26 protein-coding genes are annotated in these 26,546 nt (G+C 71.5%); 16 read left to right on the top strand and 10 right to left on the bottom strand.

All coding sequences use genetic code 11. The annotated features are described in order from the left end of the window. Positions 1-40: 40 nt before the first annotated feature. Positions 41-835, top strand: coding sequence for a PIG-L family deacetylase (locus tag A4R43_RS17530; protein WP_113693313.1), 795 nt, complete (start codon positions 41-43; stop codon positions 833-835). On the opposite strand, the gene A4R43_RS17525 is transcribed toward A4R43_RS17530, so the two are convergent. The 6 genes from A4R43_RS17525 to A4R43_RS17500 all read right to left on the bottom strand — a co-directional run bounded on the left by A4R43_RS17525 (position 804) and on the right by A4R43_RS17500 (position 8,755). After that, positions 804-1,433: an alpha/beta fold hydrolase gene (locus A4R43_RS17525; protein WP_236809093.1), complete on the bottom strand. Its 630-nt coding sequence runs from the start codon at positions 1,431-1,433 to the stop codon at positions 804-806. The two genes, A4R43_RS17530 and A4R43_RS17525, sit on opposite strands and share 32 nt — an antisense overlap. Positions 1,434-2,198: 765 nt before the next feature. Continuing rightward, positions 2,199-3,299: an MBL fold metallo-hydrolase gene (locus A4R43_RS17520; protein ID WP_113693311.1), complete on the bottom strand. Its 1,101-nt coding sequence runs from the start codon at positions 3,297-3,299 to the stop codon at positions 2,199-2,201. Between the two features lie 69 nt (positions 3,300-3,368). Further along, the gene (locus A4R43_RS17515) at positions 3,369-4,541 is read right to left on the bottom strand and encodes an acyl-CoA dehydrogenase family protein (protein WP_113693310.1); all 1,173 of its coding nucleotides are present in this window, start codon (positions 4,539-4,541) and stop codon (positions 3,369-3,371) included. Positions 4,542-4,562: 21 nt separating this feature from the next. Next, entirely contained in the window at positions 4,563-5,147 is a 585-nt protein-coding gene (locus tag A4R43_RS17510; protein ID WP_113693309.1) for a GTP-binding protein, read from the bottom strand. A gap of 24 nt (positions 5,148-5,171) precedes the next feature. Then, positions 5,172-5,639 carry a roadblock/LC7 domain-containing protein gene (locus tag A4R43_RS17505; protein WP_113693308.1) on the bottom strand — a complete coding sequence of 156 codons (468 nt, stop codon included), beginning with the start codon at positions 5,637-5,639 and terminating at the stop codon, positions 5,172-5,174. Further along, positions 5,636-8,755 (bottom strand): sensor histidine kinase, encoded by a 3,120-nt coding sequence (locus tag A4R43_RS17500; protein ID WP_236809092.1) that lies wholly within the window; start codon positions 8,753-8,755, stop codon positions 5,636-5,638. Before A4R43_RS17500 ends, A4R43_RS17505 begins: the two co-directional genes overlap by 4 nt. A gap of 704 nt (positions 8,756-9,459) precedes the next feature. On the opposite strand from A4R43_RS17500, the gene A4R43_RS17495 reads away from it, so the two are divergent. From A4R43_RS17495 to priA, 7 genes are all read left to right on the top strand, one after another. Then, positions 9,460-10,431, top strand: coding sequence for an ABC transporter substrate-binding protein (locus tag A4R43_RS17495; RefSeq protein ID WP_236809089.1), 972 nt, complete (start codon positions 9,460-9,462; stop codon positions 10,429-10,431). 10 nt (positions 10,432-10,441) lie between these two features. After that, positions 10,442-11,212 (top strand): ABC transporter permease, encoded by a 771-nt coding sequence (locus A4R43_RS17490; protein ID WP_113693307.1) that lies wholly within the window; start codon positions 10,442-10,444, stop codon positions 11,210-11,212. Beyond that, positions 11,209-12,042, top strand: coding sequence for an ABC transporter permease (locus tag A4R43_RS17485; protein ID WP_418190828.1), 834 nt, complete (start codon positions 11,209-11,211; stop codon positions 12,040-12,042). Before A4R43_RS17490 ends, A4R43_RS17485 begins: the two co-directional genes overlap by 4 nt. Before the next feature lie 5 nt (positions 12,043-12,047). Beyond that, positions 12,048-12,911, top strand: coding sequence for an ABC transporter ATP-binding protein (locus tag A4R43_RS17480; RefSeq protein WP_113693306.1), 864 nt, complete (start codon positions 12,048-12,050; stop codon positions 12,909-12,911). Positions 12,912-12,940: 29 nt separating this feature from the next. Next, on the top strand, positions 12,941-14,047 hold the full coding sequence (locus A4R43_RS17475; protein ID WP_335645160.1) for an MFS transporter: 1,107 nt from the start codon (positions 12,941-12,943) through the stop codon (positions 14,045-14,047). A gap of 9 nt (positions 14,048-14,056) precedes the next feature. Further along, complete coding sequence (gene hisH, locus A4R43_RS17470) at positions 14,057-14,686, top strand: imidazole glycerol phosphate synthase subunit HisH (protein WP_113693304.1); 630 nt, start codon at positions 14,057-14,059, stop codon at positions 14,684-14,686. Between the two features lie 177 nt (positions 14,687-14,863). After that, the gene (gene priA, locus A4R43_RS17465; RefSeq protein WP_113693303.1) at positions 14,864-15,598 is read left to right on the top strand and encodes a bifunctional 1-(5-phosphoribosyl)-5-((5-phosphoribosylamino)methylideneamino)imidazole-4-carboxamide isomerase/phosphoribosylanthranilate isomerase PriA; all 735 of its coding nucleotides are present in this window, start codon (positions 14,864-14,866) and stop codon (positions 15,596-15,598) included. Between the two features lie 4 nt (positions 15,599-15,602). Here the strand turns inward: priA and A4R43_RS17460 are convergent, their stop codons facing one another. Beyond that, a complete protein-coding gene (locus A4R43_RS17460; RefSeq protein ID WP_113697680.1) occupies positions 15,603-15,986 on the bottom strand; it encodes a PPOX class F420-dependent oxidoreductase in 384 nt (127 codons plus the stop codon). A gap of 5 nt (positions 15,987-15,991) precedes the next feature. Next, entirely contained in the window at positions 15,992-18,709 is a 2,718-nt protein-coding gene (locus A4R43_RS17455) for an AfsR/SARP family transcriptional regulator (RefSeq protein WP_113693302.1), read from the bottom strand. Between the two features lie 98 nt (positions 18,710-18,807). On the opposite strand from A4R43_RS17455, the gene A4R43_RS17450 reads away from it, so the two are divergent. The 3 genes from A4R43_RS17450 to A4R43_RS17440 are packed head-to-tail and all read left to right on the top strand — an operon-like array spanning position 18,808 to position 20,836. Continuing rightward, a complete protein-coding gene (locus A4R43_RS17450) occupies positions 18,808-19,317 on the top strand; it encodes a YbaB/EbfC family nucleoid-associated protein (protein WP_162788504.1) in 510 nt (169 codons plus the stop codon). 2 nt (positions 19,318-19,319) lie between these two features. Further along, entirely contained in the window at positions 19,320-19,640 is a 321-nt protein-coding gene (locus A4R43_RS17445; RefSeq protein ID WP_113693300.1) for a WXG100 family type VII secretion target, read from the top strand. Beyond that, a complete protein-coding gene (locus tag A4R43_RS17440; protein ID WP_113693299.1) occupies positions 19,640-20,836 on the top strand; it encodes a WXG100 family type VII secretion target in 1,197 nt (398 codons plus the stop codon). Before A4R43_RS17445 ends, A4R43_RS17440 begins: the two co-directional genes overlap by 1 nt. 3 nt (positions 20,837-20,839) lie before the next feature. On the opposite strand, the gene A4R43_RS17435 is transcribed toward A4R43_RS17440, so the two are convergent. Then, entirely contained in the window at positions 20,840-22,027 is a 1,188-nt protein-coding gene (locus A4R43_RS17435; protein ID WP_113693298.1) for a phytase, read from the bottom strand. Between the two features lie 55 nt (positions 22,028-22,082). On the opposite strand from A4R43_RS17435, the gene hisF reads away from it, so the two are divergent. From hisF to hisI, 3 genes are read left to right on the top strand one after another with little or no spacing between them, the layout of a single operon-like run. Then, positions 22,083-22,844, top strand: a complete 762-nt coding sequence (hisF, locus tag A4R43_RS17430; RefSeq protein ID WP_113693297.1) for an imidazole glycerol phosphate synthase subunit HisF — start codon at positions 22,083-22,085, stop codon at positions 22,842-22,844. Next, positions 22,841-23,236: a hypothetical protein gene (locus A4R43_RS17425; RefSeq protein ID WP_113693296.1), complete on the top strand. Its 396-nt coding sequence runs from the start codon at positions 22,841-22,843 to the stop codon at positions 23,234-23,236. The genes hisF and A4R43_RS17425 overlap by 4 nt, the downstream gene beginning before the upstream one ends. Beyond that, entirely contained in the window at positions 23,233-23,562 is a 330-nt protein-coding gene (gene hisI / locus A4R43_RS17420; protein WP_113693295.1) for a phosphoribosyl-AMP cyclohydrolase, read from the top strand. Before A4R43_RS17425 ends, hisI begins: the two co-directional genes overlap by 4 nt. Here the strand turns inward: hisI and A4R43_RS17415 are convergent. Then, positions 23,559-24,167, bottom strand: coding sequence for a TetR/AcrR family transcriptional regulator (locus tag A4R43_RS17415; protein ID WP_113693294.1), 609 nt, complete (start codon positions 24,165-24,167; stop codon positions 23,559-23,561). The two genes, hisI and A4R43_RS17415, sit on opposite strands and share 4 nt — an antisense overlap. 218 nt (positions 24,168-24,385) lie before the next feature. Between A4R43_RS17415 and A4R43_RS17410 the strand changes: the two genes are divergently transcribed. Next, complete coding sequence (locus tag A4R43_RS17410; RefSeq protein ID WP_113697678.1) at positions 24,386-25,963, top strand: anthranilate synthase component I; 1,578 nt, start codon at positions 24,386-24,388, stop codon at positions 25,961-25,963. Continuing rightward, on the top strand, positions 25,956-26,471 hold the full coding sequence (locus A4R43_RS17405) for a Trp biosynthesis-associated membrane protein (protein WP_236809087.1): 516 nt from the start codon (positions 25,956-25,958) through the stop codon (positions 26,469-26,471). Before A4R43_RS17410 ends, A4R43_RS17405 begins: the two co-directional genes overlap by 8 nt. Positions 26,472-26,546 lie beyond the last annotated feature (75 nt).

Genomic DNA, 26,546 nt, shown 5'->3' with positions numbered 1-26,546 from the left:
CGGGCCGATTCTGTCGGTGCGCTCGGGTAGGTTCGAGCGCATGGCGACATTGGTTACCTTTCACGCCCACCCCGACGACGAGTGCATCACCGTCGGCGGCGTGATGCGCAAGGCGTACGAAGAGGGGCATCGGGTGGTGCTCGTGGTCGCCACCCAGGGCGAGCACGGCGAGGTGGAGGAGGGCTTCCTCACCGACGGCGAGACGCTGCGTGAGCGGCGCATCGCCGAAACCCATGCGGCGGCCGGGATTCTCGGCGCGCAACGGGTGGAATTCCTGGGGTACACCGATTCCGGGATGATGGGGGAGCCGGAGAACGACGCCGAGGGCTCGTTCTGGACGGCGCCGGTCGAGGAGGCGGCGGAGAAGCTCGCGGCAATCCTGCGCGAGGAGAACGCCGACGTGCTCACCATCTACGACGACAACGGTGGTTACGGCCATCCCGACCACATCCAGGTGCACCGGGTCGGGATGCGGGCCGCCGAGCTGGCCGGCACACCGCGGGTCTACCAGGCCACGCAGAACCGTGACGAGATCCGGCGCGGGGTCGAGGCGGCGAAGGCCGAGGGTGCCGACATGTCGGACTTCGGGGAGGACCTCGATTTCCTCAGCACGATCGGCAAGCCGGAGGCGGAGCTGACGGCGAAGGTGGACGTCACCGCGTACCTGGAGCACAAGCGGCAGGCGATGCGGGCTCATGCCAGCCAGATCGCCGAGGACTCGTGGTTCCTCGCGCAGTCGGAGGAGGCGTTCCGGTTCCAGTTCGGCACGGAGTGGTTCATCCGCGAGGGGCAGGGGCCGGGGATCACCGAGAAGGATCTGCTCGCCGGGTTGTGAGCCGGGCGAGTTCGGCGGGTCGGGAAAGGAAAGGGTGGTGCCCGGCTTCGAGTTCGACAACTTCATGGGCGTGCCGTGACCATTCGCGCTGACGCGCGGGCGGGGTGGCGCGGTCCCGCGTGAGCACCACGTAGGTGGACGGGATGGTTTGCCATGCCAGGCCGCGTGGTGCCTGCGCGAAGGCCGCGGTGGACTGGGGCGTGAGCCTGGTCGCGGCTTCCGCGGCCAGGTCGTCGGGGCAGTCCTGGAGGAAGATGCCCCGCAGGTCGAGGCCGGGCTTGACGGCGACCGTGCCGTCGTCGAGCGCGTCCAGCCAGGGCGACGGCTCAGGGGACATGTCGGCCAGTGACCGGCCCGCCTCCGGCACCACGGCGGCGAGGTAGACCAGGCGCTCCACAGTGGACCCAAACCCGGTGGCTGCGTCGGTGATCACCATGCCGCCGTACGAGTGTCCACTGAGGATGGTTGGTTCGCCGGTGGCGGCCAGCACTTCGCGGACCGCGTCGGCGTTGTCGTGCAGGGTGGCGCCGGGAATGCGGCAGGTGGGCAGGCTGACCGCCTCGGTGGTGACGCCGAGTTCACGCAGTGGCTGGACCATGCGGTGCCACCACCAGTCGGCATCGCGTACGCAGGCCCCGTGAACGTGAACGACTCGCATACGCGCCAGCAGACCACGGTTGGCTGTGGCTGGGCAGCGCCTTTCGCGCACAGCGTGACGCCTTTCGTGGCGAGCTTGCAGCCCACGCGCCCGAGGCTGGCGTCACGAATGTGGCTTTCGGGACGCCAGACGTCTCGAAAGCCACATTCGTGACATCGGCGAACTCCGGCCAGCGCCAGCGCGCGCTGGTGCGGTGTCGCGTGGCTGGCTGCGCTGGGGCTTGGCCGAGGGCGGCGACGGGTCTTGCGAGGCTCGGGCTCGGTGGCCTGCTCGTAGCACCCAGGCGAACTCGAGCGAGCGCCAGCGCGCGCTGTTGCGGTGCGGTGTGGCTGGCCGCGCTGGGGCTGGCGGGGCTGGGGTCGCTTGGTGCGAGAGCGGTGACGTGGGTCTTGCGGAGGCTGGGCCAGCGTGAGCCGCTGCGGGTGTTGTGTGGCTGCCCGCGCTGGTGGCCTGGCGGCTGGGGGCCAGACCGGCGACGTATGGGTCTTGCGGAAGTTGGGCCAGCGCGAGCCGCTGCGGGTGTTGTGTGGCTGGCTGCGCTGGCCTGGCGGCTGGAGGGGGCGAGACCGGCGACGTGACGTGGTCTTGCGGAGGCTGGGCCAGCGTCAGCCGGTGCGGGGTCGTGTGGCTGGCCCGCCGTGCTGGTGTGCGCAGCGGGCCGAGGCCGCCGTTCGGGCGAAGGCGCGCTCGCGCCAGCGTCGGCGGTTACAGGGTTTGCCACCAGCCGTCGACGGGGGGTGGGGTGGCGACGTCCACTCGTTCCCCCGGTCGTGGCACCGCCAGGGCCACGTCCTTCGCCTTCGCTTCGCGCCAGATGCGGTCGGCGGGGTCGGTCCAAGCGTGCATCGCCAGATTGAACGTGGCCCAGTGCACCGGCACCAGCAAACCACCGCGGACGTCGAGGTGGGTGGCCACGCCTTCCTCCGGGGTCATGTGGATGTCCGGCCAGCTCGGCGCGTAGGCCCCGATCTGCACCAGCGTCGCGTCGAAGGGACCATACTGCTCCCCGATCTTCGCGAAGCCGGGGAAGTAGCCCGTGTCGCCGGTGTAGAACACCCGGTGCCGCGGCCCGATGATCGACCACGACGCCCACAGCGTGCCGTCGTTCGCCAGCCAGCGGCCCGAGAAGTGCTGCGCCGGCGTGGCGACCAGCCGCAGGTCACCGGCGATGAACTCGGCGTGCCAGTCCAGTTCGACGATCCGCTCCTCCGGCACCCGCCACCGGCGCAGGTGCGCGCCGACCCCGAGCGGCACCACAAAGGGCGCGTCCTGGTGCTCGACCAGCGTGCGGATGCTCGGCAAATCGAGATGGTCGTAGTGATCGTGCGAGATCACCACCGCGTCGAGCCGCGGCAGGTCCTCCAGCGCGATCGGCGGGGCGTGCATGCGCTTCGGCCCGATCAGCGGTGACGGCGAGCAGCGCTCGCTCCAGACCGGGTCGAGCAGCACGCGGGCGCCATCGATCTCGACCAGCGTCGAAGCGTGGCCGTACCAGGTCAGGTGCAGGCCGTCGGCCGGGGCGGGTTCCGACGTGGCGACCACCGGCACCGGGCCGCCGGGATGCCGCGGCTCGTTGCCGAAAAGCAGGTCGTGCAGGACCTTGCGGTACGTGCCCTGCTCGACCACCCGGCGGGGTGCCTCGTTCCGGAACCGGCCGTCGCGGAACTGGGGTGAGCGCTTCAGCTGCTCCGGATCGGGCCGTCCGCCGACGGCCTCGGGCAGCCCGCGGGCAGCCAGCCCGATCAGTCCGAGCCCCGCGGCGCCCGCGGCGGCAATCGCCGCCGTGACCAGGTTTCTTGTGCGCATACCTCCATTTTGCCCCCGGTTCCGCGCGGTTCGCAGGCCGAGAGCGTGGCGTGCGTCGCTTCCCGGCGGTCAGCGGAAGGCGGCCAGCTTCGTCACCGACTGGCCCAGCGTGAGCGCGTGCATCTCCTCGGTGCCCTCGTAGGTGAGCACGGTCTCCAGGTTCGCCATGTGCCGCATCACCGGGTACTCCAGCGAAATGCCGTTCGCGCCGAGCATCGACCGGGCGGTGCGCGCCACCTCCAGCGCCGACCGCACGTTCGACAGCTTCCCGAAGCTCACGTGGTGGTGGTGCAGCGAACCGGCGTCCTTGAGCCTGCCGATCCGCATCGCGATCAGCCCGGCCCGGTTCACCTCCACCAGCAGGTCGGCCAGCTTGCGCTGGGTCAGCTGGAACCCGGCCAGCGGCTTGCCGAACTGCGTGCGGGACAGGGTGTAGTCCAGCGCCGACTCGTAGCAGGCGCGGGCCGCGCCGACCACACCGAACAGGATGCCGTAGCGCGCCTCGTTCAGGCAGCTCAGCGGGCCGCGGAGGCCGCGCACCTCGGGGAACGCGGCCGACGCCGGCAGGCGCACGCCTTCGAGCACCAGCTCCGCGGTGAGTGACGCACGCAGCGACAGCTTGTGCTTGACCTCGTTCGCGGTGAAGCCCGGCGTCGAGGTCGGCACCACGAACCCGCGGATGCCGTCCTCGGTCTGCGCCCAGACCACCGCGACCTCGGCCACCGTGCCGTTGGTGATCCACATCTTGGTGCCGTCGAGCACCCAGTCCGAGCCGTCGCGCACCGCGCGCGTGCGCATGCTGCCGGGATCGCTGCCCGCGTCCGGCTCGGTCAGCCCGAAGCAGCCGAGCGCCTCCCCGGTGGCCATGCGCGGCAGCCACTCCGCCTTCTGCTCCTCGGAGCCCCAGCGGTGGATCGCGTACATCGCCAGCGAACCCTGCACCGAAACGAAACTGCGCAGCCCCGAGTCGACCGCCTCCAGCTCGCGGCAGGCGATGCCGTAGGCCATCGCGCTGGTGCCGGCGCAGCCGTAGCCCTCCAGGTGCATGCCGAGCAGGCCCAGCTGCCCGAAGCCCTTCGCCAGCTCGGCGGCGGGCAGCGCGCCCGTTTCGTACCAGCCGGCCACGTTCGGGGCGAGCTGCTCGGCCGCGTACTCGCGCACGGCGTCGCGGATGTCCCGCTCCTCACCGGTCAGCTCGGCGTCGAGATCGAGGAAGTCGCGGGGATCGGGAGTAGCGCTCATCGGGTCATGCTAACCCGCGCCCTACCCGGCGCGGCGGGCCGAATCGTGCTGGATGGCGTGCTGCACCACGGAGATCAGCACCTGCTTGGCCGACTCCCGGTCGCGTGCGTCACAGGCCATGATCGGCACTGACGGCGAGATGGTCAGCGCGTGCCGGACGTCCTCGATCTGGTGGTGCAGCAGGCGGTCGAAGCAGTTGATCGCGACCACGTACGGCAGCTTCCGGTTCTCGAAGAAGTCGATCGACGGGAAGGCGTCGGCGAGCCGCCGCGTGTCGATCAGCACGACCGCGCCGATCGCGCCGAGTGCCAGGTCGTCCCACATGAACCAGAACCGGTGCTGGCCCGGCGTGCCGAACACGTAGAGCACGATGTCCGAGTCCAGGGTGATCCGGCCGAAGTCCATGGCCACCGTGGTGGTGGTCTTGTTGGGCGTGGCCGAGATGTCGTCCACCCCGGCGCCTGCCTCGGTCATCGACGCCTCGGTGGTCAGCGGGTCGATCTCGGAGATCGCCCCCACCAGGGTGGTCTTGCCCGAGCCGAACCCACCGGCGACCACGATCTTCGCCGATGAGGTCGGCCCGCTGGACGGGCGTGGTGCGTTCACCGCGGTTTCTCCTTGTTCCGGGTTCTACAGGGAAGCGACCGGCCGGGGGCCGCTCGCGCCACGCAGCTGGGCGCGCTGGGCCGGGGTCAGCTGCTTGCCGACCCGGTCCACCAGCAGGGTCATCTCGTAGACCACCAGCCCGATGTCGCTGTCCGGCGCGCCCAGCACGGCCAGGCACGAACCGTCGGACACCGACATCAGGAACATGAACCCGTTGGCCATTTCGACCACGGTCTGCGCGACCGTGCCGCCCTCGAAGATCTTCGACGCGCCCCGCGCGAGGCTGGTCAGCCCCGACGCGACCGCGGCCAGCTGATCGGCCTTGTCCTTGGGCAGCCCGCGGGAGTGCGCCAGCATCAGCCCGTCCGCGGAGACCACCACCGCGTGCGCGGCCCCGGGCACGCGCCGGACGAAATCCGTGATCAACCAGGCGAACCCACCGTTCGCCAGCGTGCTCGGCTGGCTTGTGCCTTCCGGCTGCGCCCCTGTCACTGCCACTCCCTAGTGCCTTGCTCTGTCCTGCTGCTGCTCGCTCCCGGGTAGGAGCCCGGCTCACCCGCGTTCTCCGCGAGCGCGTGCCTGCCGGTGGTGAAACCACGCTGGAAACTGGCCATCCGGCTGCGGGCCGCGGCCGCCGACCGCGAGATCGCGCTCGGGCTCGGCTGGCCGACGGAGGTGTCGCGGAAGGCGTCCTGCTCTGGCGCGCCCACCGAACCGGGCACCAGGTACGCGTTCGGCACGCGCTTCGGCAGCCCGGCTTCGGTGATCTCCTCGCTGCGTGTCTCCAGCAGCGCCTGCGCGGCCTGCCAGCCCTGGTCCGACGCGCTCTGCCAGGTCGAGGCCACCACCGGCCGCGGCTTGGGCGGCGGGCCCTCGGTGAACTCGGGCTCCGGGGTGCTGGTCGCCTGCTCGGGCACCGCCGGGGACGACTGAGCCGCCTGAGCCGCCTGGGTCGCGGGCTGCTCGGGCTCCGGCTCGGGCGCCGCCTGGGACGCCGGCTCCGGCTGTGCTTGCCGCTCCGCCTCGCGGGTGCGGTCCCGGTCGGCCGCCGGTCCGGCCAACTCGGACGACGCCGGGGCCTGGGACTGCTGCTCGTCGAGCTCGTCCTCGACCTCGCTGAACCAGCGCGACATCACCGACTGGTAGATCGGCAGGCGGCGGGTCGGCGCGTCCGGGTCGTCGTCGGCCGGCTGGTTGGCCAGCGCCTGGTAGTCGCTGTAGTCGGTGGCCGGCTGGTCCGGTTCCTCGGTCGGGAAACCGAAGTCCTCCTGCGCGGCGGGCTGGGGCTCGGGCTCCGGTTCCGGCGCCGCCGCTGGCTGCCGCACCGGCAGCTGCTGCGGGACCGGGAACGAGCTGGTCAGCGGCGCGTCGGTGGGCTTGCTGGTGAAGGCCGCGTTCGACGAGCCGGCCACCAGGTCGTCCAGCGAGATCGGCTGCGCCAGCGGGGTGAGGCCGTTGCTGGTGGCCGAGGTCTCCGCCGGGGTCGGCGGTGGCGGGGACGGCGACCAGGTCTCGGCCGGCCGCTCCGGCTTCTGCTGCTGGTAGACCGGGGTGATCGGCGGCAGCGAAGACTGCGTCGGCGGGGTCGACGGCTGCGCGGGGAGCCGCGGCTGCGAGGGCGGGCCACCCAGCGACTGCGGGGCGGGCGTGGCCACCAGCAACTCCGCGGGCACCACGATCCGCGCGATGATGCCGTTGTCGATCTCCTCGTTGTCCCGCAGGCGGACCTCGATGCCGTGCCGCTTGGCCAGCCGCGCGACCACGTACAGGCCCATCCGGCGGGTCACCGAGACGTCGAACGCGGGCGGGTCGGCGAGCCGCTTGTTGGCCTCCTCGATGTCCTCTTCGGACATCCCGACGCCCTTGTCGGTGATCTGGATGGCCAGCGAGCGCTTGCGGGTCACCGCGGCCCGCATGGTCACCTTGGTCTCCGGCTCGGAGAAGTAGGTGGCGTTGTCCAGCAACTCGGCCAGCAGGTGCACCAGGTCCTGGATGGCGCGGCCCTGCACGGACACCTCGGGCACCTGGCCGACCTCGACGCGGGCGTACTGCTCGATCTCCGAGACCGCGGCACCGATCACCTCGACCGCGGGGACCGGGCGCGACACCGACTTGGTCAGCCCGGCGCCGGAGAGCACCAGCAGGCTTTCACCGTTGCGGCGCAGGCGGGTGGCGAGGTGGTCCAGCTCGAACAGGCTGGCGAGGTGGTCGGGGTCCTGCTCATCGGCCTCGAGCCGGTCGATCACGCCGAGCTGGCGCTCCACCAGCCGCTGCGACCGCCGCGAGAGGTTGACGAACATGCCGTTGACGTTCTCGCGCAGCAGCGCCTGCTCGGCCGCCAGCTTGACCGCCTGCGCGTGCACCGCGTCGAAGGACCGGGCGACTTCACCGATCTCCTCGCGGGTGAGCACCGGCACCGGCTCGACCGCGCGCTTGGCGGCTTCGAGCGGGTTCGGGTTGTCCAGGATGCCCTGGACCGTGGTCGGCAGCTTGGCGTAGGCCACGTCGAGCGCGTTCGTCCGCAGCGTGCGCAGCGGGTGCAGCAGCGAGCGGGCGATGATCAGCATCAGCGCGATCGCGAACAGCAGCGCGACGAGCACGATGGCGGCGAACTGCCAGAAGGCGACCAGCGCGTCGGAAGCCAGTCCGTCGGCCGCGGCCCGGAGGTCGGCCAGCAGTTGGCCCTCCACCTTGTTCATCCGGTCGACGACGAAGTTTCCGTCGTTGGTCAGCGCGTTGACATCGATGGCCGGCCTGCTCCGCGCGTCCGCGAACACGAAGGCGGAGGCCTTGATGCGCTCGCGGTCGTCGACCTCGGCGCCGCTGACGTTGTCGTTGTAGAGCTGCACCTGCTCGGGATCGGCGGTGGAGCGGAAGGTGTCCAGCGCCGCGCGCGCACTGGCCTGGTAGGCGCGGGTCTGGCTGAGCAGCTCGGCGGGGAAGCCGTCGCGGCGGCCGGCGATCTGCAGCGCGGCGTTCTCGCGGGAGACGTACTCCTTGGCCTCGCTCAGCGCCTGCGCGGTGGTGCCGCGGCGGAGCAGGTCGCGGTCGGTGATGCCGGTGTTGACCTCACGACCGGCCTGGACCAGCTGGTCCAGCAGGGAGGTGTAGGCCGACAACGCGGACAGGTCGGCGTAGGAGGTGTTCCGGACCGCGATGCGCAGCGGGCCGAGCGCGTCGATGCGGTCCAGCGTGCGGGCCATCTGGCTGCCCTCGGGAACCACGTCGGTGCCCAGCGAGCCAGCGAAGGACTTCATGTCGGCGATGGCGCGGTCGGTCTTGATGATCTGCGCGTCCAGCGCGCCCTCGTCCGGCGCGCGGTCCGACGCGATCTTCGCCACCGCCAGCGTGCGCTCGTTCTGCACCTCGTGCAGCACGGTCGCGCTCTTGGCGGCCAGGTCGAGCTGGTCCACCGTCTGCTGGAACTCGTTGGCGCGCTCCAGTTCCTGCGCGGCCAGCAGGCCACCGAGCGCGAGCGCGGTGACCGTCGGCACGATCATCACCGCGGCCAGCTTGCTCCGCAGCCGCCAGTTGCGCAGTGACCAGCGGGAGACCTTGCCGCGCTCGACCGGAGTCGTGTCGAGGGCGTCCGCCGTGGTCGGCTCCACCGGATCGGGCAGGGCCCGCGCGTCCGGTGCCGACCCGCCACCAATGTTTCCCCGGCCGTCAGAGGCCCCAGGGTCTTGGACCCGCACTACGAGCACATCCCTTGTACTTGAGCCAGCAGCTCGCTTCGCGGAGTCCAGCTCGAACGGACATTTACCGATTTGTAACGAATGACTTCCACCGCGGTTTCCGTGTTCAGCACTCGCCGCCCCGTGTGCCGCGGCGCCCTGGGGTGGGGCTCCGGGTGGACTCGCGTCCGCACGGACATCCGTCTCGCTCGCTCCTCACCTGCCGGGGTCGGCGTGACCTGCTGTGACTGAAACTGACGCGCGCTACCCAGCGCCGCGAAGCAGAAGGTAGCGAATACGCTGCGAGGATGTAACCCTTCCGGGGGGATCCTCGGCCGGGACAACTATGGCATGCCGTGTCTGGCCGACTCGTCTGAGTGTCCCTTTCTGGGGAATTTTGTCGCCTGGTCAGGTGAGCCAGCCCGCAGGCAGGTGGCGATCTCGGCACCGATTGTGACGACATCTAGTGATCTCTTACAGTGTCGGGTGCGGACGCACCGCGGTCTCGGGGCGGGCTTCGGTTGTCGCGCGCTATCGCCTGGTCGCACCCCAGGCGCACCTACTCTTCACACCAGGAGTTGGCCTTGCTACGTACCGGCAACAGTTTCCGGCGCCCTGGGCGCCGCACCCGGGTGGGCGTGCTGCTGAGCAGCCTCGTCCTGCTCGCCTCGACCAGCGGCTGCGGGCTGCTCGGCGGTGACGAGGGCGACAGCGCCGCCCAGGGGAACGGGCAGGTGGAGAAGGCGAAGATCAAGGTGTCCGTGATGCCGCTGATCGACGTGGCGCCCTTCCACCTCGCGAACAAGAAGGGGTACTTCAAGGAAGAGGGCCTGGAGGTCGAGACGGTCAACTCGCCCAGCGGGCAGGCCGGCCTGACCAAGCTGATCGCCGGCGACGTCGACATCAGCTACGGCGGTGACATCCCGTTCGTGATGGCCAACGCCACCGGCAGCGCGGACATCAAGTTCGTCGCCGAGTCCTCCTCCGGCAAGCCGAACACCATGATGATCCTCACCGTGCCCACCTCGCCGGTGAAGAACGTGCAGGACCTGGCGGGCAAGAAGATCGCGATCAACGGTGAGAAGGGTGTGTCCGACACCCTGACCAAGTCCGTGATGAAGGCCAACAACGTCGACTTCAGCAAGGTCACCTGGGTGACCCTGCCGTTCCCGGAGATCGCCGGCGCGATCTCGCGCGGTGACGTGGACGCCGGCTTCCTGGTCGAGCCGTTCATCACCCAGGCCAGCAAGAGCGTGGGCACCGTGCCGGTGGTCGACGCCTCGTCCGGCCCGACGCAGGACTTCCCGATCTCGGCCTACGGCGCCACCGCGAAGTTCGTCAACGAGAACCCGAAGACGGTGGAGGCCTTCCAGCGCGCGATGGCCCGTGCCACCAAGGAGGCCGAAGCCGACCGCAAGGTGGTCGAACCACTGCTGGTCGAGTTCGCCAAGATCGACGCCGACACCGCGGCGCTGGCCTCGCTGACCAAGTTCGAGTCCAAACTGGACCCGGCGCGGTTGCAGCGGGTGCCCGACCTGATGCTGGAGTTCGGCATCATCACGCAGAAGGTCGACGCGGCGGCGATGATCGCGAAGCAGCCGCAGGACTGACCCGCTCAACGTGCCTCGTCTGCTGCGAAACCTGATCGGTCTGGCCGGCTTCTTCCTGCTGTGGGAAGGGGCCGTCCAGACCGGCCTGGTGCGGCGGGAGTTCATCCCGCCGCCTTCGGTCGTCCTGTCCAGCCTCGCCGAACTGCTCGGCGACGTCTCCTTCCTCCGCGACGTGATCGCCACCATGCTCGCCTGGCTGATCGCGCTGGGCATCGCGGTGGTGGTGGCCATCCCGGCCGGGCTGCTGCTCGGCAGCATCCCGCCGCTGCAGGTGGCCACCCGCGCGATCGTCGAGTTCCTCCGCCCGATCCCGCCGGTGGCGCTGATCCCGCTGGTGATCCTGATCGTCGGCGGCGGCCCGGAGGCGAAGATCACCCTCGCGGTCTACGCCTCGGTGTGGCCGATCCTGTTCAACACCGTCTACGCGATGGCCGAGATCGACCCGGTGCTCACCGAGACCGCGAAGTCGTTCGGCACCTCGAAGTCCCGCATGCTCACCTCGGTGGCGCTGCCGCACGCGGCACCGTTCGTCTTCACCGGCATCCGGATGTCCGCGGCGATCGCGCTGATCGTGATCGTCAGCACCGAGTTCGTCGCCGGCGCCAGCCGCGGCATCGGCAACTTCGTGCTCGAAGCCAGCGAGGGCGGCGGCCGCCGCGACCTGGTGCTGGCCGGCACGGTGGTGGCCGGGATCATCGGCTACCTGATCAACGAGGGCCTGGAGCGGACCGGGCGCCGCCTGTTCGCCTGGAGCGAGGTCCGCACGGAGGTGGTCAAGTGACCGCGACCCTGCCCGAGCGCAAGGCGGGCGCCGGACTGCGCGGCCGCACCAAGGCGGGCGTCTCCGGTTTCCTGCGCAACTGGCTGCTGTTCATCGGCCTGGTGGTGCTGTGGGAACTGGCCACCAGGGTGGCGCAGGACCCGTTCTTCCCGCCGCCGTCGGAGATCCTGTCCGCCGCGGGCCGGTTGTGGTTCAGCGAGAACCTGACCGAGCACATCCTGCCCAGCATCGGCCGGATGCTCGGCGGCTGGCTGATCGCCGTGGTGCTCGGGGTCGGCATCGGCGTCGCGCTCGGCCGCACGCGCACCGGGATGGACTACGCCGGTCCGCTGTTCTCCTTCGGCCGGTCCATTCCGCCGCCCACGCTGGCGCCGGTGTTCCTGGTGCTGTTCGGCATCGGGCCGGGCATGCAGCTGGCCACCATCATCTTCGGCGCGTTGTTCCCGATCCTGCTGAACACCGTGGACGGGGTGCGCTCGGTGGACGCGGTCAAGGTGGACACCGCGCGCTCGTTCCGCAGCCCGCGCCGGTACTGGCTGCTGCTGGTGGTGCTGCCCGCGGCGTCGCCGAAGATCTTCGCCGGGTTGCGGCTGAGCCTGTCCATCTCGATGATCCTGATGGTGGTCTCGGAGCTGATCGGTGCCTTCGACGGCATCGGCTACGCGCTGAACTCCTCACGCCAGATCTTCGACTTCCCCGGCATGTGGGCGTGGATCGTGCTGCTCGGCATCCTCGGCTACGGGTTCAACACCGCGCTGCTCGCGGTGGAGCGCCGGGTGCTGCGCTGGCAGCCGTCCCGTGCCCAGCAAGACGCCAATCTCGGAGGATGAGCCCTGTGCCAACCATGCTCGACGTCGCCGGTCTCAGCCACCGATACGGCGGCGGTGACCAGACGCACACCGTGGTCGACGACCTGGCCTTCACCGTGGAGGCCGGGGAGCTGGCCTGCATCGTCGGCCCGTCCGGCTGCGGCAAGTCCACCCTGCTGCGCTGCGTGGCCGGGCTGATCAAGCCGTCCGCCGGCGAGGTCCGGCTGCACGGCGACCTGATCGACGGCGTGCCGGACGACCTGGCCGTGGTGTTCCAGGACTACAGCCGCTCGCTGTTCCCGTGGCTGAGCGTGCGCGCGAACGTGGAGTTCCCGCTGCGCTGGCGCGGCCTGAGCAAGGCCGAGCGGCACCGGCGCGCCGACGAGGCGCTGGCCTCGGTCAACCTGCCCGACATCGGCGGCAAGTACCCGTCGCAGCTGTCCGGCGGCATGCAGCAGCGGGTGTCCATCGCCAGGGCGCTGGCGTCGGAGCCCGCGCTGCTGCTGATGGACGAGCCGTTCGCGTCGGTGGACGCGCAGACCCGGTTCGAGCTGGAGGACCTGCTGCGGCGGGTGCAGCGCGAACGCGGCAGCACGGTGCTGCTGGTCACGCACGACATCGACGAGAGCGTGTACCTGAGCGACCGGGTGCTGGTGCTGTCGAAGTCGCCCGCGAAGATCGTCGCCGACCTGCGGGTGGGCCTGCCGGCGGAACGCGACCAGATCACCACGCGCGAGTCGGCGGAGTTCGTCTCGCTGCGCGGTGAGGTGGCGCGGCTGCTGCACGGCGGTCAGCCGGCGACGGACGCCGAGAAGCTGGCGGCGGCGGACCTCGCCGAGGCCGACGCGGCCGAGCAACTGGCCGACACCCGGTCGAAGGAAACTCTCTGAGTCCCCTTCGCCACCGCGATTTCCGCCTGGTGCTGCTGAGCACCGCGCTGCTGTTCTCCGGGTACGCGCTGCTGTTGTCGGTGGTCCCGCTGTGGGTGGTGCACCGGGGTTCCGGTGAGTTCGCCGCGGGCGCGGCGACCGGGGTGTTCATGGGTGCCACGGTCGCCGCCCAGTGCGTGGTGCCCGCGCTGGCCGCGCGCTTCGGCTACCGGCTGGTGACCGCGGCGGGCGGGCTGCTGCTCGGCGTGCCGGCGCCACTGCTGGTCCTGACCACCGACTGGCCGGGCATTCTCGGCGTTTCCCTGGTGCGGGGGCTCGGGTTCGGGCTGGTGTCGGTGTGCGGCAGCGCGCTGATCGGCGAGCTGCTGCCCGCTTCGTCGGCGGCTCGCGGGTCCGGCTGGTACGGGCTGGCGACCGGGTTGCCGCAGCTGCTCGGCCTGGCCGCGGGGACCTGGGCGGCCGGTACCTGGGGCTTCACCGAGGTGTTCCTGGTGGCAACGGCGTTGCCACTGGCCGGGGTGCTGCCGTTGTTGCTGCTGCCGAAGCTGCTGCCCGGCGACAGCGGTCCGGTGGTGCGCTGGACCGAGGTCGGCACGCGGACCTGGCGGCCGGGGCTGGTGTTGTTCAGCGGTGCCGTCGGGCTCGGCGCGATGGCCACCTTCGTGCCCCTCGTGCTCAACGGCCCGGCCGCGGCGGTGTCGGCGATGCTGTTCGTGGTGACCGGGGCGGCCTTGCTCGGCCGCTGGTCGGCGGGCCTGTTCGCGCACCGGATCAGCGGGTCCGGCGGCATGCTCGGGGTGGCGACCGTGGTGCTCGGGCTGGGCATGGCGGTGTTCGCGGTGACCGGGCCGATCGGCGGGGCGTGGGCGCTGGCTGCGGCGATCGCCGGTGGCGCGGTGTTCGGCGCCGGGTTCGGCGTGGTGCAGAACGACGCGCTGGTGGTGATGTTCGCGCGGGTGCCGCCGGGCGCGGCCGGGGTGGTCTGGAACCTCGCCTTCGACGCCGGGCAGGGCGCGGGCGCGGTGCTGGTGGGTGCGCTGCTCGCCGGGATCGGGCCGGTCGGCGGGTTCGGTGTGCTGGCCGGGTTCGCGCTGGTCCTGCTGCCCGTCGCACGGCGGGCGCGGGTCACCGGCTAGCCTGGTGGGGTGCCTCGTGTCGTGATCCTGGACTACGGTTCGGGCAATCTCCGGTCCGCCGAACGCGCCGTGCGGCGCGTCGGGGCCGATGTCGAAGTGACCGCCGACGCCGAAGCGGCGCTCGCCGCCGACGGCCTGGTGGTGCCGGGCGTCGGTGCGTTCTCCGCGTGCATGGCGGGGCTGCGCGAGGTCCATGGTGAGCGGATCGTCGGCAAGCGGCTCGCCGGTGGGCGGCCGGTGCTCGGCATCTGCGTCGGCATGCAGATCCTGTTCGAACGTGGCGTCGAGCACGGCGAGGAGACCGAGGGCGCCGGCGAGTGGCCCGGCACGGTCGACCAGCTGAACGCGCCGGTGCTGCCGCACATGGGGTGGAACACGGTGCGCGCGCCCGCCGAGTCGCGGTTGTTCGCCGGGCTGGACGCGTCGACCCGGTTCTACTTCGTGCACTCGTACGCGGCGCGGTCGTGGGACCTGGACTCGGGCCTGGCCGGGCAGCAGCCCCTGGTCACCTGGGCCCACCACGGCGAGGACTTCGTCGCCGCGGTCGAGAACGGCGCGCTGTCGGCCACCCAGTTCCACCCGGAGAAGTCCGGGGACGCCGGTGCCACCCTCCTGGAAAACTGGCTCGGCACCCTCTGACCCGGGCACGGTACGCGGTGCCCTCTCGACGAGAACACGAATGTGGCTTTCGGGGCGAAATCCGCCCCGAAAGCCACATTCGTGTCCAAGGGCGCTGGCCACGCCTGGTCCTGGGCCGCGGGCGCTCGGTTCCGGGGGCTCTCGGGAGGTCGTGGACCGGGCTCTATAGTTGCCCGCGTGACTTTCCAGCTCCTTCCCGCCGTTGACGTCGCCGACGGCCAGGCCGTGCGCCTGGTCCAGGGCGAGGCCGGTACCGAGACCTCCTACGGCGACCCGCTCGAGGCCGCGCTGGCCTGGCAGCGGGACGGGGCCGAGTGGGTGCACCTGGTCGACCTCGACGCCGCCTTCGGCAAGGGGTCCAACCGCGAGCTGCTCGCCCGCGTGGTCGGTGAGCTGGACGTGCAGGTCGAGCTGTCCGGCGGCATCCGCGACGACGCGTCACTGGAGGCCGCGCTGGCCACCGGCTGCCGTCGCGTCAATCTTGGCACCGCGGCGCTGGAGGATCCGGAGTGGACCGCCAAGGTGGTCGCCACCCACGGCGACCGCGTGGCGATCGGGCTGGACGTGCGGATCACCGAGGCGGGCCACCGGCTCGCCGCGCGCGGCTGGACCAAGGACGGCGGCGACTTCTGGGAGGTGCTCGAGCGCCTCGACCGCGACGGCGCGCAGCGCTACGTGGTCACCGACGTGAGCAAGGACGGCATGCTGTCCGGCCCGAACGTGGAGCTGCTGCGCGAGGTCACCGCCCGCACCGACGCCGCGGTGATCGCCTCCGGCGGGGTGTCCAGTTTGGACGATCTGCGGGCGCTGGCGCGGCTGGAGCGCGACGGGGTCGAGGGCGCGATCGTCGGCAAGGCGCTCTACGCCGGGGCGTTCACCCTGCCGGACGCGCTGGCCGCGGTGCGCTCCTGAACCGTCACTCGTCGAGTGTGACGGCGATGCCGATGGTGCGCTGACGCCCGCGCAGCCTGCTGAAGAACATGGTGACCTGACCCACGATCCCGTACTTGCGCGCGATCGTGCTGCGCACGCGCTCGGTCTCGTCGCCGTCGAGCAGCCGTGCCTGCCCGGAAACCTTGTCACCGTGGGTTTTCTTGCCGCCGAAGTCGCTGGCCTGCACGGCCACCCTGGCGTCGTTGCGCAGCCGCTTGACCTTGCCGGCCTGTGCGTCGCTCCAGAGCACCAGCTCGTCACCCCGGCGCGCGATCCACACCGGCGTGGGCACCGGGGTGCCGTTCTTGCGGAAGGTGGTGACCACGACGTACTTCTCCGCGGCCAGCCGGTCCAGCTCGGATGCCATGGTGGTCACCGTACCCGCGCGAGCCGCTCTTCGACGCGGGCGAGGTCGGTGTGGCGGAACTGGCCACGGCACAGCTCGGCGGCCTGCGTCCAGTCGCGGCGCGCGTCGTCGAGGCGGCCGAGGTCGGCATGGGCCTGGCCGGTCGCTTCGAGAATGTTGGCCGCCATGAACGAGTTCCGCCCGTTCAGCTCGAGCGCGCGGCCGAGGTGCTCCAGCGCTTCGGCCGGGTTCCCGGTGCGCCTGGCCAGGTCGCCGAGCCCGTGCAGGCTCACCGCCTCACCGTGCACGTACCCGTGGGCCCGGAACAGTTCGAGCGCCGATTCCAGGCAGGCGCGCGCTTCGCCGGTCGCGCCGAGGCTCGCGCGGTTGGTGCCGAGGGAATTGAGGGCTTCGGCCTGCCAGACCGGCTCGCCGAGTTCCCGGAACAGTTCCAGCGCGCGTTGCCCGTGTTCGACCGCCTCCTGGTACTCGCCGTGGATCGAGCAGGCGAACACGTAGGCGAGGCGGCAGTGGGCTTCGCTGCGGATGTCGGCGGCTTCGCGGGAGAAGCCGAGCGCGAGTTCCAGGCTTTCGCGGGCTTCGTCGAGCTTGCCCAATTGCGCCTGGACGTGGCCGAGGAACCGGTGGGCCTGGGCGCGGTGCTCGAGGTCGGGCAGGTGCCGCGTGGCCACCACCGCGGCCTGCCAGACCATCAGGTCGTCCTGCGTGCGGCCCCGCCGGAACAGGTAGTTGACCAGCGGCCACGACAGTTCCCACACCGTGCGGTGCCAGCCCTTGGCCGCGGCCAGCCGGTGCAGGCCGAATATCGGGGTGATTTCGGCGTCGAACCAGGCCAGCGCGTCGTCTTCACTGGACGGTGAAACAGGGCAGCAGCCCTCCGGCAGCGGGGCGAACGCCAGCGCCGGCCGGTGCGGGGCGAGCTGGCGCTCGGCGGCCGCGGCGCTGTGCACGTAGAACGCGGCCAGCCGGTGCAGCGCGGGCTCGTCGTCCGGGGCCAGCTCGGCGGCGTAGTCGCGGATCAGGTCGTGCATGCGGTAGCGGTGCGGGAGGTGCTGCACCACCAGCGACGCGGCTTCGAGCCGCTGCAGGATCGACCGGGTGCGGGCGCGCGGCAGGGCGGCGAGCGAGGCGACGGCTTCGAGGCTGGTTTCCGGGTGCGGGAGTAGCCCGAACAACCGGAACAACCGCGCGGCTTCGTCGTCCAGTGCGTGGTACGACCACGACAGCACCGAGCGGACGCTCGCGCTGAGGTCACCGCTGTCCAGCAGGTCCAGGCGGCTGGCCGACTCGCCGAGTTCGTCGGCCAGCGCGCGCAACGGGAACCCGGGGTGGCTGCGGGCTCGCGCGGCGAGAATGCCGAGCGCCAGCGGGAGCCCGGCGCACTGGTCGAGCAGGGCGGTGACGGCCTCCGGTTCGGCGGCGAGCCGGGCACCGCCGAGGTGCTGGACCAGGATCTCGCGGGCTTCGGGAACGGGCAGCGCGTCCAGGTCGACCGGTTGCGCGCCGTGCCCGGTGACCAGGCCGAGCAGCCGGTGGCGGCTGGTGACGAGCACCGTGCAGCCCGCCGAGCCGGGCAGCAGCGGCGCGACCTGCTCGCTGCTGTGCGCGTTGTCGAGCACGATCAGCATCCGGCGGTCGGCGAGCAGGCTGCGGTACAACGCGGCGAGCGGGTCCTCGGTGGCCGGGAGCGCGTTCGGCGGTACCCCGAGCGCGGTGAGAAAGCCTTGCAGCGCAACGGTTGCCGGGGTCGGCGTGTCGCCGGGCCCGAACCCGTGCAGGTTGACGTAGAGCTGCCCGTCCGTGAAGTCGCGCGCGTGCCGGTGTGCCCAGTGCAGGGCGAGCCAGGTTTTGCCCATGCCGCCGGGGCCGCTGATCACGCACACCGGCGCCGCGCTGGTCAGCCGGTCGAGTTCGCCGCTCCGGCCGGCAAAGAGCCTGGGGGCGGGCGGAAGCTGCCGCGGCACCGGACGGGTGTCGGCCGGTTCGCCGCCGCGCAGCAGTTCCCGGTGCAGCGCGGTCAGCTCGGCGCCGGGGTCGGCGCCCAGTTCCGCGGCGATCACCGTGCGCGCGTTTTCGAAGACCTGCAACGCTTCCGCCCGGCGGCCACACCGGTCCAGCGCACGCATCAGCAACGCCCACAGGTGCTCGCGCAACGGGTGCTGCTCGACCAGCGCGCGAAGCTCGCCGACCGCGGTGGCCGCCTCACCGACGTCGAGCTGGGCTCGCGCCCGCCGTTCGACGACGGTGAGCCGCTGCTCGGCCAGCTTGACGAGTTCGCCGCGCAACGCGGGGCCGGGCGACAGCCTGCCGAGCGGTTCACCACGCCACAACGCGAGCGCGTGGTCGTAGTGTTCCAGCGCGGCCAGCGGATCCTGCGCCTGCTGCGCCAGTTCCCCTTGCCCGGCAAGCCGTTCGAACTCGTGGACGTCGAATTCGCCTGGCCCGACCCGGATCAGGTAGCCGTCGCGGCGGGTCTCCAGCCGCGAACCGTCGTCGCCCGCGGCCGTCAGCGCCCGGCGCAGGCCGGCCACGTAGGTGCGGAGATTGCTGTCCGGCGAAGCGGGCGCCTGCTCCCAGACCGCCTCGGCGAGGAAACCACCGCTCACGGATTCGTTGGCATGCAGCAGCAACGCCGCGAGCACGAGTTGCTGCCGCGGCCCGCCCAGTGCGACCGGCGTGCCGCCCGCTCGCGCTTCCGGTGGCCCCAGCAGCCGAAACTCCATCACCAGCTCCCGTCGCGGTCCGGTGTCCGACGATGATAGCCACCGCCTGTGCGCTTCCTGGGCGGAATCTGTGCACCCGCACCAGCACAGTGGGCCGCATGGACGAGATGGAAGCCAAAACGGTGGCCTTGCGCGAGAAGGTCGACGGCCTGCTCGAATCGCTCGGCCGCCAGGTGAGCCAGACCGCCGACCTGCAGGCCAGGGCGGCGGTGGTGACCGGACAGGCGAGTTCGCCGGACGGCCAGGTCAGCGTGACCACCGACGCGCAGGGCGTGGTCACCGGCGTCCGCTTCGCGCCGTCGGCGTTCGTGCGGAACACCCCGGACCACCTTTCACCGGTGCTGGTGCACACCATCCAGGCCGCGGCCGCCGACGCGAAGCGCAAGACCGAGGAGGTGCTGCTGCCGTTGAAGGCGGGCCTGCCCGACCTGCCGGACCTGTTCGAGGACGCGCCTTCGCTGCGGGAGCTGACCACGCCGCCCGCGCCGAGCCCGATGGCGGCACCTCCGCCACCACCGCCACCAGCTCAGCCCCCTCGCGCGCGCCGCCGCCCGGTGGCCGAGGAAGTCGAAGACGAGCCCATCGGCGACATCATGAGGAGGCGGTGACCATGGCCGACATCGACGTCGAACCGGACGTGGTCCGCGCCGCCGCACCGAAGTTCTCCGCGGTTTCGGACGGGGTCACCAAGGCCAAGAACGATCTGTGGGCCAAGGGCCAGGGCGAGGGCGCGCCCTGGGGTGACGACGAAGCGGGCGAGGAGTTCGCGAAGGGCTACCTCCCCGCGGTGAAGCTGGCGGAGACGAAGTTCTTCCAACTGGCGAAGGCGATCGAGGACACCAGGAAGGCGCTCGACACGGCCGCCGACCGGTACGAGGGCACCGACCAGGGCGTCAAGCGCGGCCTCGGCAAGATGGGCGGGCAGAACTGATGGGGATCGAACTGCCCGGCGAGCTGCAGTGGATCGCCAAGTGGGTCGGCGGCGCCGAATGGCCGAAGGGCGACGAGACGGCGTTGCGCCGGCTGGCCGACTACTGGGAGGACGCGGCGAAGGAGCTGGAACGGCTCCGCGGGGACGGTGACGCCGCGTCCAAGGCCGTGCTGGCGGGCATGAAGCGCAACGCGGGGGAGGCCTTCGACCAGCACTGGAAGCAGTTCACCAGCGGGAAGGAGGCGGGCTTCCCCGATCTGGAGGAACTCTGCGAGAAGATCGCGAAGGCGTGCCGGGCAAGTGCCACCAGCATCGAGTACACGAAGTGGAGCATCATCGCCGCGCTCGCCATCCTGGCCGCGCAGATCATCGCGTTGCTCGCCGCGGCGGCGGGCAGCTTCGGGACCAGCACGGCGGGCATCCCGGTGGCACTGGCCGCCGGGCGCACGCTGCTGATGACCTTCCTCCGGAAGCTGGTCGAGCAGATCATCTTCAACGTCACGCTGAACCTGGCCGTCGACGGTGTCATCCAGGGCGTTCAGCTGGGTACCGGCAACCGGGAGTCCTGGGACTGGGGCAAAACCGGGAAGGCGCTGCAGGCCGGGGTCATCGCGGGCGTGGCGGGCGGCGCCGTCGCGGGCGGCGGTGCGGTCGCGAGTGCCAGGGCCGCGGGCGCGGCCGGTGGCAGGTACGGCACCTCCATGGTGACGAACGAAGCGGGGGAGCTGGTGGAGAACACCGCGTCCCGGCCGATCGCCCGTGCCACGGACGCCGTGATCGGGGTGAACTCCTCGGGTTTCGCCGGAGCCGCGGGAAAGGGCGCCGCCAGCGGGGCGATCGGCGGGTCCATCGGCAACTCGGTCAACACCGGCGTCAACACCGGCTGGGATCCGAAGAAGATGGCCGAAAGCGCGGTGGCGGGTGCCGCCGGGGGCGCGGCCAACGGCGCGCCCCAGGGCGTCGGCACCCGCCACGGTGCGCTGAACGAGACCTTCTTCGGCGGTCAGGGCGGTGAATACCGGCTCGGGGAAGGCTCACCGCAGCACCGGAACACCGACGACGGCGGCATCCCCACCGGTCTGGCGGCCAATGCCGAACGCACGCCGCCCGCGAACAACCCGAACGACGAGCGCGACCCGAACCCGTCCACCGGACCGCAACCGAAGTGGCAGCCGAAGGAACTGAACCTGCCGTGACGCCTACCGCCGCAGGTAGACGAACCCGGTGGTCGGCCCGCCCTGTTCCGGGCGCCGTTCGCCGTCGTGCAGCACGAGCAGCCCGCGCGGGAAGTCCCGGCCGAGCGGCGTGGTGGTGACCGCGGCGCCGTCGGAGTGCTCGACCGAGTCGGTCCGCGCGGTGCTGCCGACGGTGAACTCGTACAGCGGCTTGTTGCCGCCGGTGCGGTCGTAGACGACAAAGCGCGAGTCACCCTGGCTGGAGGCGTAGAGCTGCCCGGACCCGCGCGGGCCTTCGGCGATGGTCAGCCCCTCGGCGTCGGCGGTCAGCCGGGTGCCGCCGAAGCCGGGGTCGGGGCCGTCGGGCACGCACTCCTCGGTTTCCTCGTCGTAGCGGGCCGGGGCGCCGAAGGAGCGGACCTTGTCCATCAGCTCCGGTGCCCCGCCGAGCGGGATGCGCCAGATGCCGACGTCCTCCTGCGCGGCGTAGAGCACCCGGTGCGTGGCGTCGAGCACCATGCCCTCGATCTGCGGCCGTTCCCCGGGGTCGCCGCAGGGCGTCCAGGTGGTGCCGTCCGGCAGCCCGAACCGCTCCGGCAGGTCCACTGTGGTCAGTGGCTGGGTGCCGACGTGGCCGCCGGGCAGGTCGGTCAGCTCCAGCAACGCGATCCGGGTCTCGTGCCGCCTGCTCACCGCGACCACCCGCCGACCGCCGAGCTCGGCCACCGCCAGCCCGTACGCCGTGCGCTGTTCGTCCACTTCGGACTCGCTGGCGGAGAACACCGGCGGTGCGGCCGGATCGGTGACGTCGGTGAGGGACCGGTCACCGCCGATGCGGTACACGCGGATCCGGTCGCGGCCGCGGTCGCTGACCACCGCGAGGTCGTCGACCACGTCCACGTTGTTGAACCGGCCGGGTGCGGCACCCGGTGACGGCGGCGCCGGTGCGGGCAGCGTGGCCAGCTCGCGCCCGCCCAGGTCGAAGGCGGCCAGCCCGCCTTCCTTGAGCGTGCCGAGCACCAGGCTGCGCGCGGGATCGGCGCGGTTGACCCAGATCGCCGGGTCGTCGGCGTCGGCGTTGGCCGGGGTGGCCGCCGGGTCGTCGACGAACGCCCGCGTTTGCAGCACCGGGCGGGGGAACTGGCTCGCCTGCGCCGCCGGGGTGCCGCCGAGGAGGAGGGGGACGATGAGGATGAGCGGTGTGATGCGCACGGACGGACGTTAGGCTCGCGGGGTAACCGGTGGGTGAACACGTACCCTGAGCGCCATGTCCGTAGCGGTGAGGGTGATCCCGTGTCTCGACGTGGACGCGGGACGGGTGGTCAAGGGTGTCAACTTCGCGGATCTGCGCGACGCCGGGGATCCGGTCGAGCTCGCGCGCCGGTACGACGCCGAAGGCGCGGACGAGCTGACCTTCCTGGACGTGACCGCCTCCTCCGGGGATCGCGAGACCACCTTCGAGGTGGTGCGCCGCACCGCCGAGCAGGTGTTCATCCCGCTCACCGTCGGTGGTGGCGTGCGCACGAACGACGACGTGAACAAGCTGCTCCGGTCCGGCGCGGACAAGGTGAGCATCAACACCGCGGCCATCGCGCGGCCCGAGTTCCTGCACGAGGCCTCGCGCCGCTTCGGCTCCCAGTGCGTGGTGCTCTCGGTCGACGCGCGCCGCACGCCGGACACCGAATCCGGCTTCGAGGTGACCACGCACGGCGGCCGGAAGGGCACCGGCATCGACGCGGTGGAGTGGGCAGCCAGGGGCGAGGAACTCGGCGTCGGGGAGATCCTGCTCAACTCGATGGACGCCGACGGCACCAAGGCGGGCTTCGACCTGGAGCTGATCGGGCTGGTGCGCAAGGCGGTCCGGGTGCCGGTGATCGCCAGCGGCGGGGCGGGTGCGCTGGAGCACTTCCTGCCCGCGGTGCGGACCGGGGCGGACGCGGTGCTCGCGGCCAGCGTGTTCCACTTCGGACAGTTCACCATCGGTGAGGTGAAGACCGCGCTGCGCGCGGGCGGGGTGGAGGTCCGATGAGCCGGTGGAGCGCGCCGCTGGAGATCAAGGTGATCACCGGCCTGCTGCTCGGCATCGCGCTGGTGCACATCCTGCTGTCGCTGGTGCTGCTGTCCGCGCCGGGCTCCACCGGCCGGGTGTTGTTCGTGCCGGTGACCGCCCTGCTGCTCGGGGCGATCGTGGCGGGCGGGCTGGCGGTGCCCGACCGGCTGCCGCGGTTCGCCAGGTTCGCGCGGTACATCGGGTACGCGGTGATCGCGATCATGGCGCTGCAGCACGCGTTCGGCATGCTGGCGGGCACGCTGTGGTGGCTGCGGATCTTCTTCGGGCTCGCCGCGGCGGGCTACATCTACGCCGGGGTGCTGCTGAGCAGCCGCCCGGTGCTGCGCCACGTGGGGAGTGCGAAGGCGTGAACCCGGTCGAACGCGTCAAGTTCAACGCCGACGGGCTGGTCTGCGCGGTGGTGGTCGACCACCAGAGCAACGACGTGCTGATGGTCGCCTGGATGAACGCCGAGGCGCTGGAGCTGACCCTGACCACCCGCCGCGGCACCTACTTCTCCCGCAGCCGCGGCAAGCTGTGGGTCAAGGGCGAGACCTCCGGTCACGTGCAGCACGTCCAGGAGGTCCGGCACGACTGCGACGGCGACACCCTGCTGGTGCGGGTCGTCCAAGAGGGCCCGGCCTGCCACACCGGCACGCGCACCTGCTTCGACACCGACGAGCGGCGGCTGCTCTAGCCGGCCGGGTCGAGGTCGCCGGTGAGGTAGCGCTGCAGCGTCGGCGCCACCGCGGCGACGACCTCCTCACGCTCGGCGGACGCCAGCGGCTCGAACTTCGCTACGTACCGCACCATGCCCATGCCGACCACCTGCGACGCGCACAGCGACGCCCGGAACTGCAGCTGGTCGCTGCTCACGCGTTCGGCGAGCTTGGTGAACATCTGCTCCAGGAACAGGTGCCGCAGGGCGGCGGCGACCTGCTCGTGCCCGGCCACGCTCCGGATCAGCGCGGCGAACGCGCCGCCGCCGCTTTCGTCCCAGCGGGTGAGGAAGGTGCGCACGATGCGCTCGCCCAGCTCCTCCACCGGCCCGCTCTCGAAGATGTGGGTGAACAGCTGGACCGGGTCGAACGGCAGTTGCAGCACGGCCTGGGCGAACAGGCCCTGCTTGCCGCCGAACCAGTGGTTCACCATGGCCGCGTCCACCCCGGCGCGCTCGGCGATGGCACGCACGGTGGCCCCTTCGTAACCCAGTTCGGCGAACATCTCCCTGGCCGCGGCCAGCATCGCCGCGCGGGTGTCCTCACCGGCGGGACGGCGCCCCCGCCGCTTGGTGGTTGCCATCGGAATCCTTCGGGGTGGTGGGGTGGTGGGCGGTGTCACGAATGTGGCTTTCGAGACGTTTCGCGTCCCGAAAGCCACATTCGTGACATGGGCAGAGCCTGGGCTCCGGCGCCTCCGCCCTTCCACTCAGCAGTAGTTCAACGTTCAATGAATTGTACACGCGGGTGTAGGTACACCTGTACCCGAGCGCGCCGCGGCGCGGCGGCACAATGTGGCGCATGGTCAGCTCGCGCACCGACACCGCGTCCTCCTCCGTCGCCACCGGCCTCGGTGAGGTCAGCCCGACCCGGGAGGAGTTCCGCGCGCTCGCCGAGTCGCGCCGGGTCATCCCGGTGGTCCGCCGCCTGCTCGCCGACGGGGAGACCCCGGTCGGCGTCTACCGCAAGCTGGCCGCCGACCGGCCGGGCACCTTCCTGTTCGAGTCGGCGGAGAACGGTGCCTCCTGGTCGCGCTGGTCGTTCGTCGGGGTGAACAGCCCGGCCGCGCTGACCGTGCGCGACGGCGAGGCCGTGTGGACCGGCACGCCGCCGGTCGGCCTGCCCTCCGACGGCGACCCGCTGACCGTGCTGCGCGCCACGCTCGAAGCACTGCACACCGAGGCGCTGCCCGGCCTGCCCCCGCTGACCGGCGGCCTGGTCGGCTACATCGGCTACGACGCGGTCCGCTGGCTGGAGAAGCTGCCCGAGCTGGCCGAGGACGACCTGCGCATTCCCGAGCTGACCATGCTGCTGGCCACCGACCTCGCCGCGCTCGACCACCACGAGGGCACGGTCACGCTGATCGCGAACGCGGTCAACTGGGACGACTCGCCGGAGCGGGTGGACGCCGCCTACGACGACGCCGTGGCCCGCCTGCGGTCGATGACCGACCAGCTCGCGGTGCACGCCCCGGCCACCAACGCGGTGTTCGACCGGCCCGCGCCGGAGTTCACCCGCCGCCGCACCAAGGCCGACTTCCACGACGCGGTCCGGAAGGCGGTCGAGGCGATCAAGGCTGGCGAGGCCTTCCAGGTGGTGCCGTCGCAGCGCTTCGAGATCGAGACCGGCGCCGACGCGCTCGACATCTACCGCGTGCTGCGCACCTCCAACCCCAGCCCGTACATGTACCTGCTGCGGATGGAGGGCTTCGACATCGTCGGCTCCAGCCCGGAGTCGCTGGTGACCGTGCGCGACGGGCGGGCCACCACGCACCCGATCGCGGGCACCCGGTGGCGTGGCGCCGACCCGGAGGAGGACGCGCAGCTGGCCAAGGACCTGCTCGCCGACGAGAAGGAGCGCGCCGAGCACCTGATGCTGGTCGACCTCGGCCGCAACGACCTGGGCAAGGTGTGCAAGGCGGGCACCGTGCGCGTGGTCGACTTCTTCACCATCGAGCGCTACAGCCACGTGATGCACATCGTGTCCACCGTCACCGGTGAGCTGGCCGACGGCAAGACCGCCTTCGACGCGGTCACCGCCTGCTTCCCGGCCGGCACGCTCTCGGGCGCGCCGAAGGTGCGCGCGATGGAGCTGATCGAGGAGCTGGAGCCGACCCGGCGCGCGCTCTACGGCGGTGTGGTCGGCTACCTGGACTTCGCCGGGGACGCCGACACCGCGATCGCCATCCGGACCGCGCTGGTCCGCGACGGCCGGGCGTACGTGCAGGCCGGTGGTGGCGTGGTGGCGGACTCGGACCCGGACTACGAGGACAACGAGTCGCTGAACAAGGCCCGGACCGTGCTGTCCGCGGTGGCCGCCGCGCAGACGCTGGCACCGGCCGGGGCGATCGAGGAAGCGGGTGACCCCGCCGGTGTCTGAGCCCGCCGCCAAACGTCCTTTGTGGATCATCACGCTGCTGCTCGTGCTGGGCGCCCTGGCGCTGTGGGCCTCGTCCAGGCTGATCTGGCTCGAACGCCCCCGCTCCGACCTGCCCGGCGTGCCACCGCAGCTGGTGACCGGGGGCGCCCACCTGCCCGCGCTGTCGCCGCTGGCCGCGCTGGTCCTCGCCGGGGTCGCGGGCATGGTGGCCACCTCCGGCTGGGCGCGCCGGGTGGTGGCGCTGGTGCTGGCCGTCACCGGGCTGGCCGCGTGCCTGGTCGTGCTGCTGAACCTCGACGGCGGCATGCGGTTCACCGGCTGGGGACTGGCCCTGCTCGGTGGCCTGCTGGTGCTCGCCGGCGGCGGGCTGGGGCTGCGTGAGGCGGCCCGGCTGCCGCGCCTCGGCGCCAAGTACTCCGCACCCGGCGGGAAACGGCCCGCGCGCGACGCCGATACAGAGCTCTGGGACGCCCTGTCCGAAGGCGAAGATCCCACGACCGGTCGATGAGGGTTGACAAACGCACGGCGGACCCGGGACCGGCCGGTCAAACTGCGCGGGTTAGCATCTTTCCGGCGGGAAGGG

It is taken from the genome of Amycolatopsis albispora, from assembly GCF_003312875.1.
Classification (GTDB): domain Bacteria; phylum Actinomycetota; class Actinomycetes; order Mycobacteriales; family Pseudonocardiaceae; genus Amycolatopsis; species Amycolatopsis albispora.
Note: the sequence above shows the minus strand (reverse complement) of the source record. Positions and strands in the feature narration are given on the sequence as shown.

Bases quoted from the DNA above. Each gene is read 5' to 3' on its own strand.
- A4R43_RS17530 (WP_113693313.1), top strand. From the start codon at position 41: ATGGCGACATTGGTTACCTTTCACGCCCACCCCGACGACGAGTGCATC.
- A4R43_RS17525 (WP_236809093.1), bottom strand. From the start codon at position 1,433: ATGGTCCAGCCACTGCGTGAACTCGGCGTCACCACCGAGGCGGTCAGC.
- A4R43_RS17520 (WP_113693311.1), bottom strand. From the start codon at position 3,299: ATGCGCACAAGAAACCTGGTCACGGCGGCGATTGCCGCCGCGGGCGCC.
- A4R43_RS17515 (WP_113693310.1), bottom strand. From the start codon at position 4,541: ATGAGCGCTACTCCCGATCCCCGCGACTTCCTCGATCTCGACGCCGAG.
- A4R43_RS17460 (WP_113697680.1), bottom strand. From the start codon at position 15,986: ATGGCATCCGAGCTGGACCGGCTGGCCGCGGAGAAGTACGTCGTGGTC.
- A4R43_RS17455 (WP_113693302.1), bottom strand. From the start codon at position 18,709: ATGGAGTTTCGGCTGCTGGGGCCACCGGAAGCGCGAGCGGGCGGCACG.
- A4R43_RS17450 (WP_162788504.1), top strand. From the start codon at position 18,808: ATGGACGAGATGGAAGCCAAAACGGTGGCCTTGCGCGAGAAGGTCGAC.
- A4R43_RS17445 (WP_113693300.1), top strand. From the start codon at position 19,320: ATGGCCGACATCGACGTCGAACCGGACGTGGTCCGCGCCGCCGCACCG.
- A4R43_RS17440 (WP_113693299.1), top strand. From the start codon at position 19,640: ATGGGGATCGAACTGCCCGGCGAGCTGCAGTGGATCGCCAAGTGGGTC.
- hisF (WP_113693297.1), top strand. From the start codon at position 22,083: ATGTCCGTAGCGGTGAGGGTGATCCCGTGTCTCGACGTGGACGCGGGA.
- A4R43_RS17425 (WP_113693296.1), top strand. From the start codon at position 22,841: ATGAGCCGGTGGAGCGCGCCGCTGGAGATCAAGGTGATCACCGGCCTG.
- A4R43_RS17415 (WP_113693294.1), bottom strand. From the start codon at position 24,167: ATGGCAACCACCAAGCGGCGGGGGCGCCGTCCCGCCGGTGAGGACACC.
- A4R43_RS17410 (WP_113697678.1), top strand. From the start codon at position 24,386: ATGGTCAGCTCGCGCACCGACACCGCGTCCTCCTCCGTCGCCACCGGC.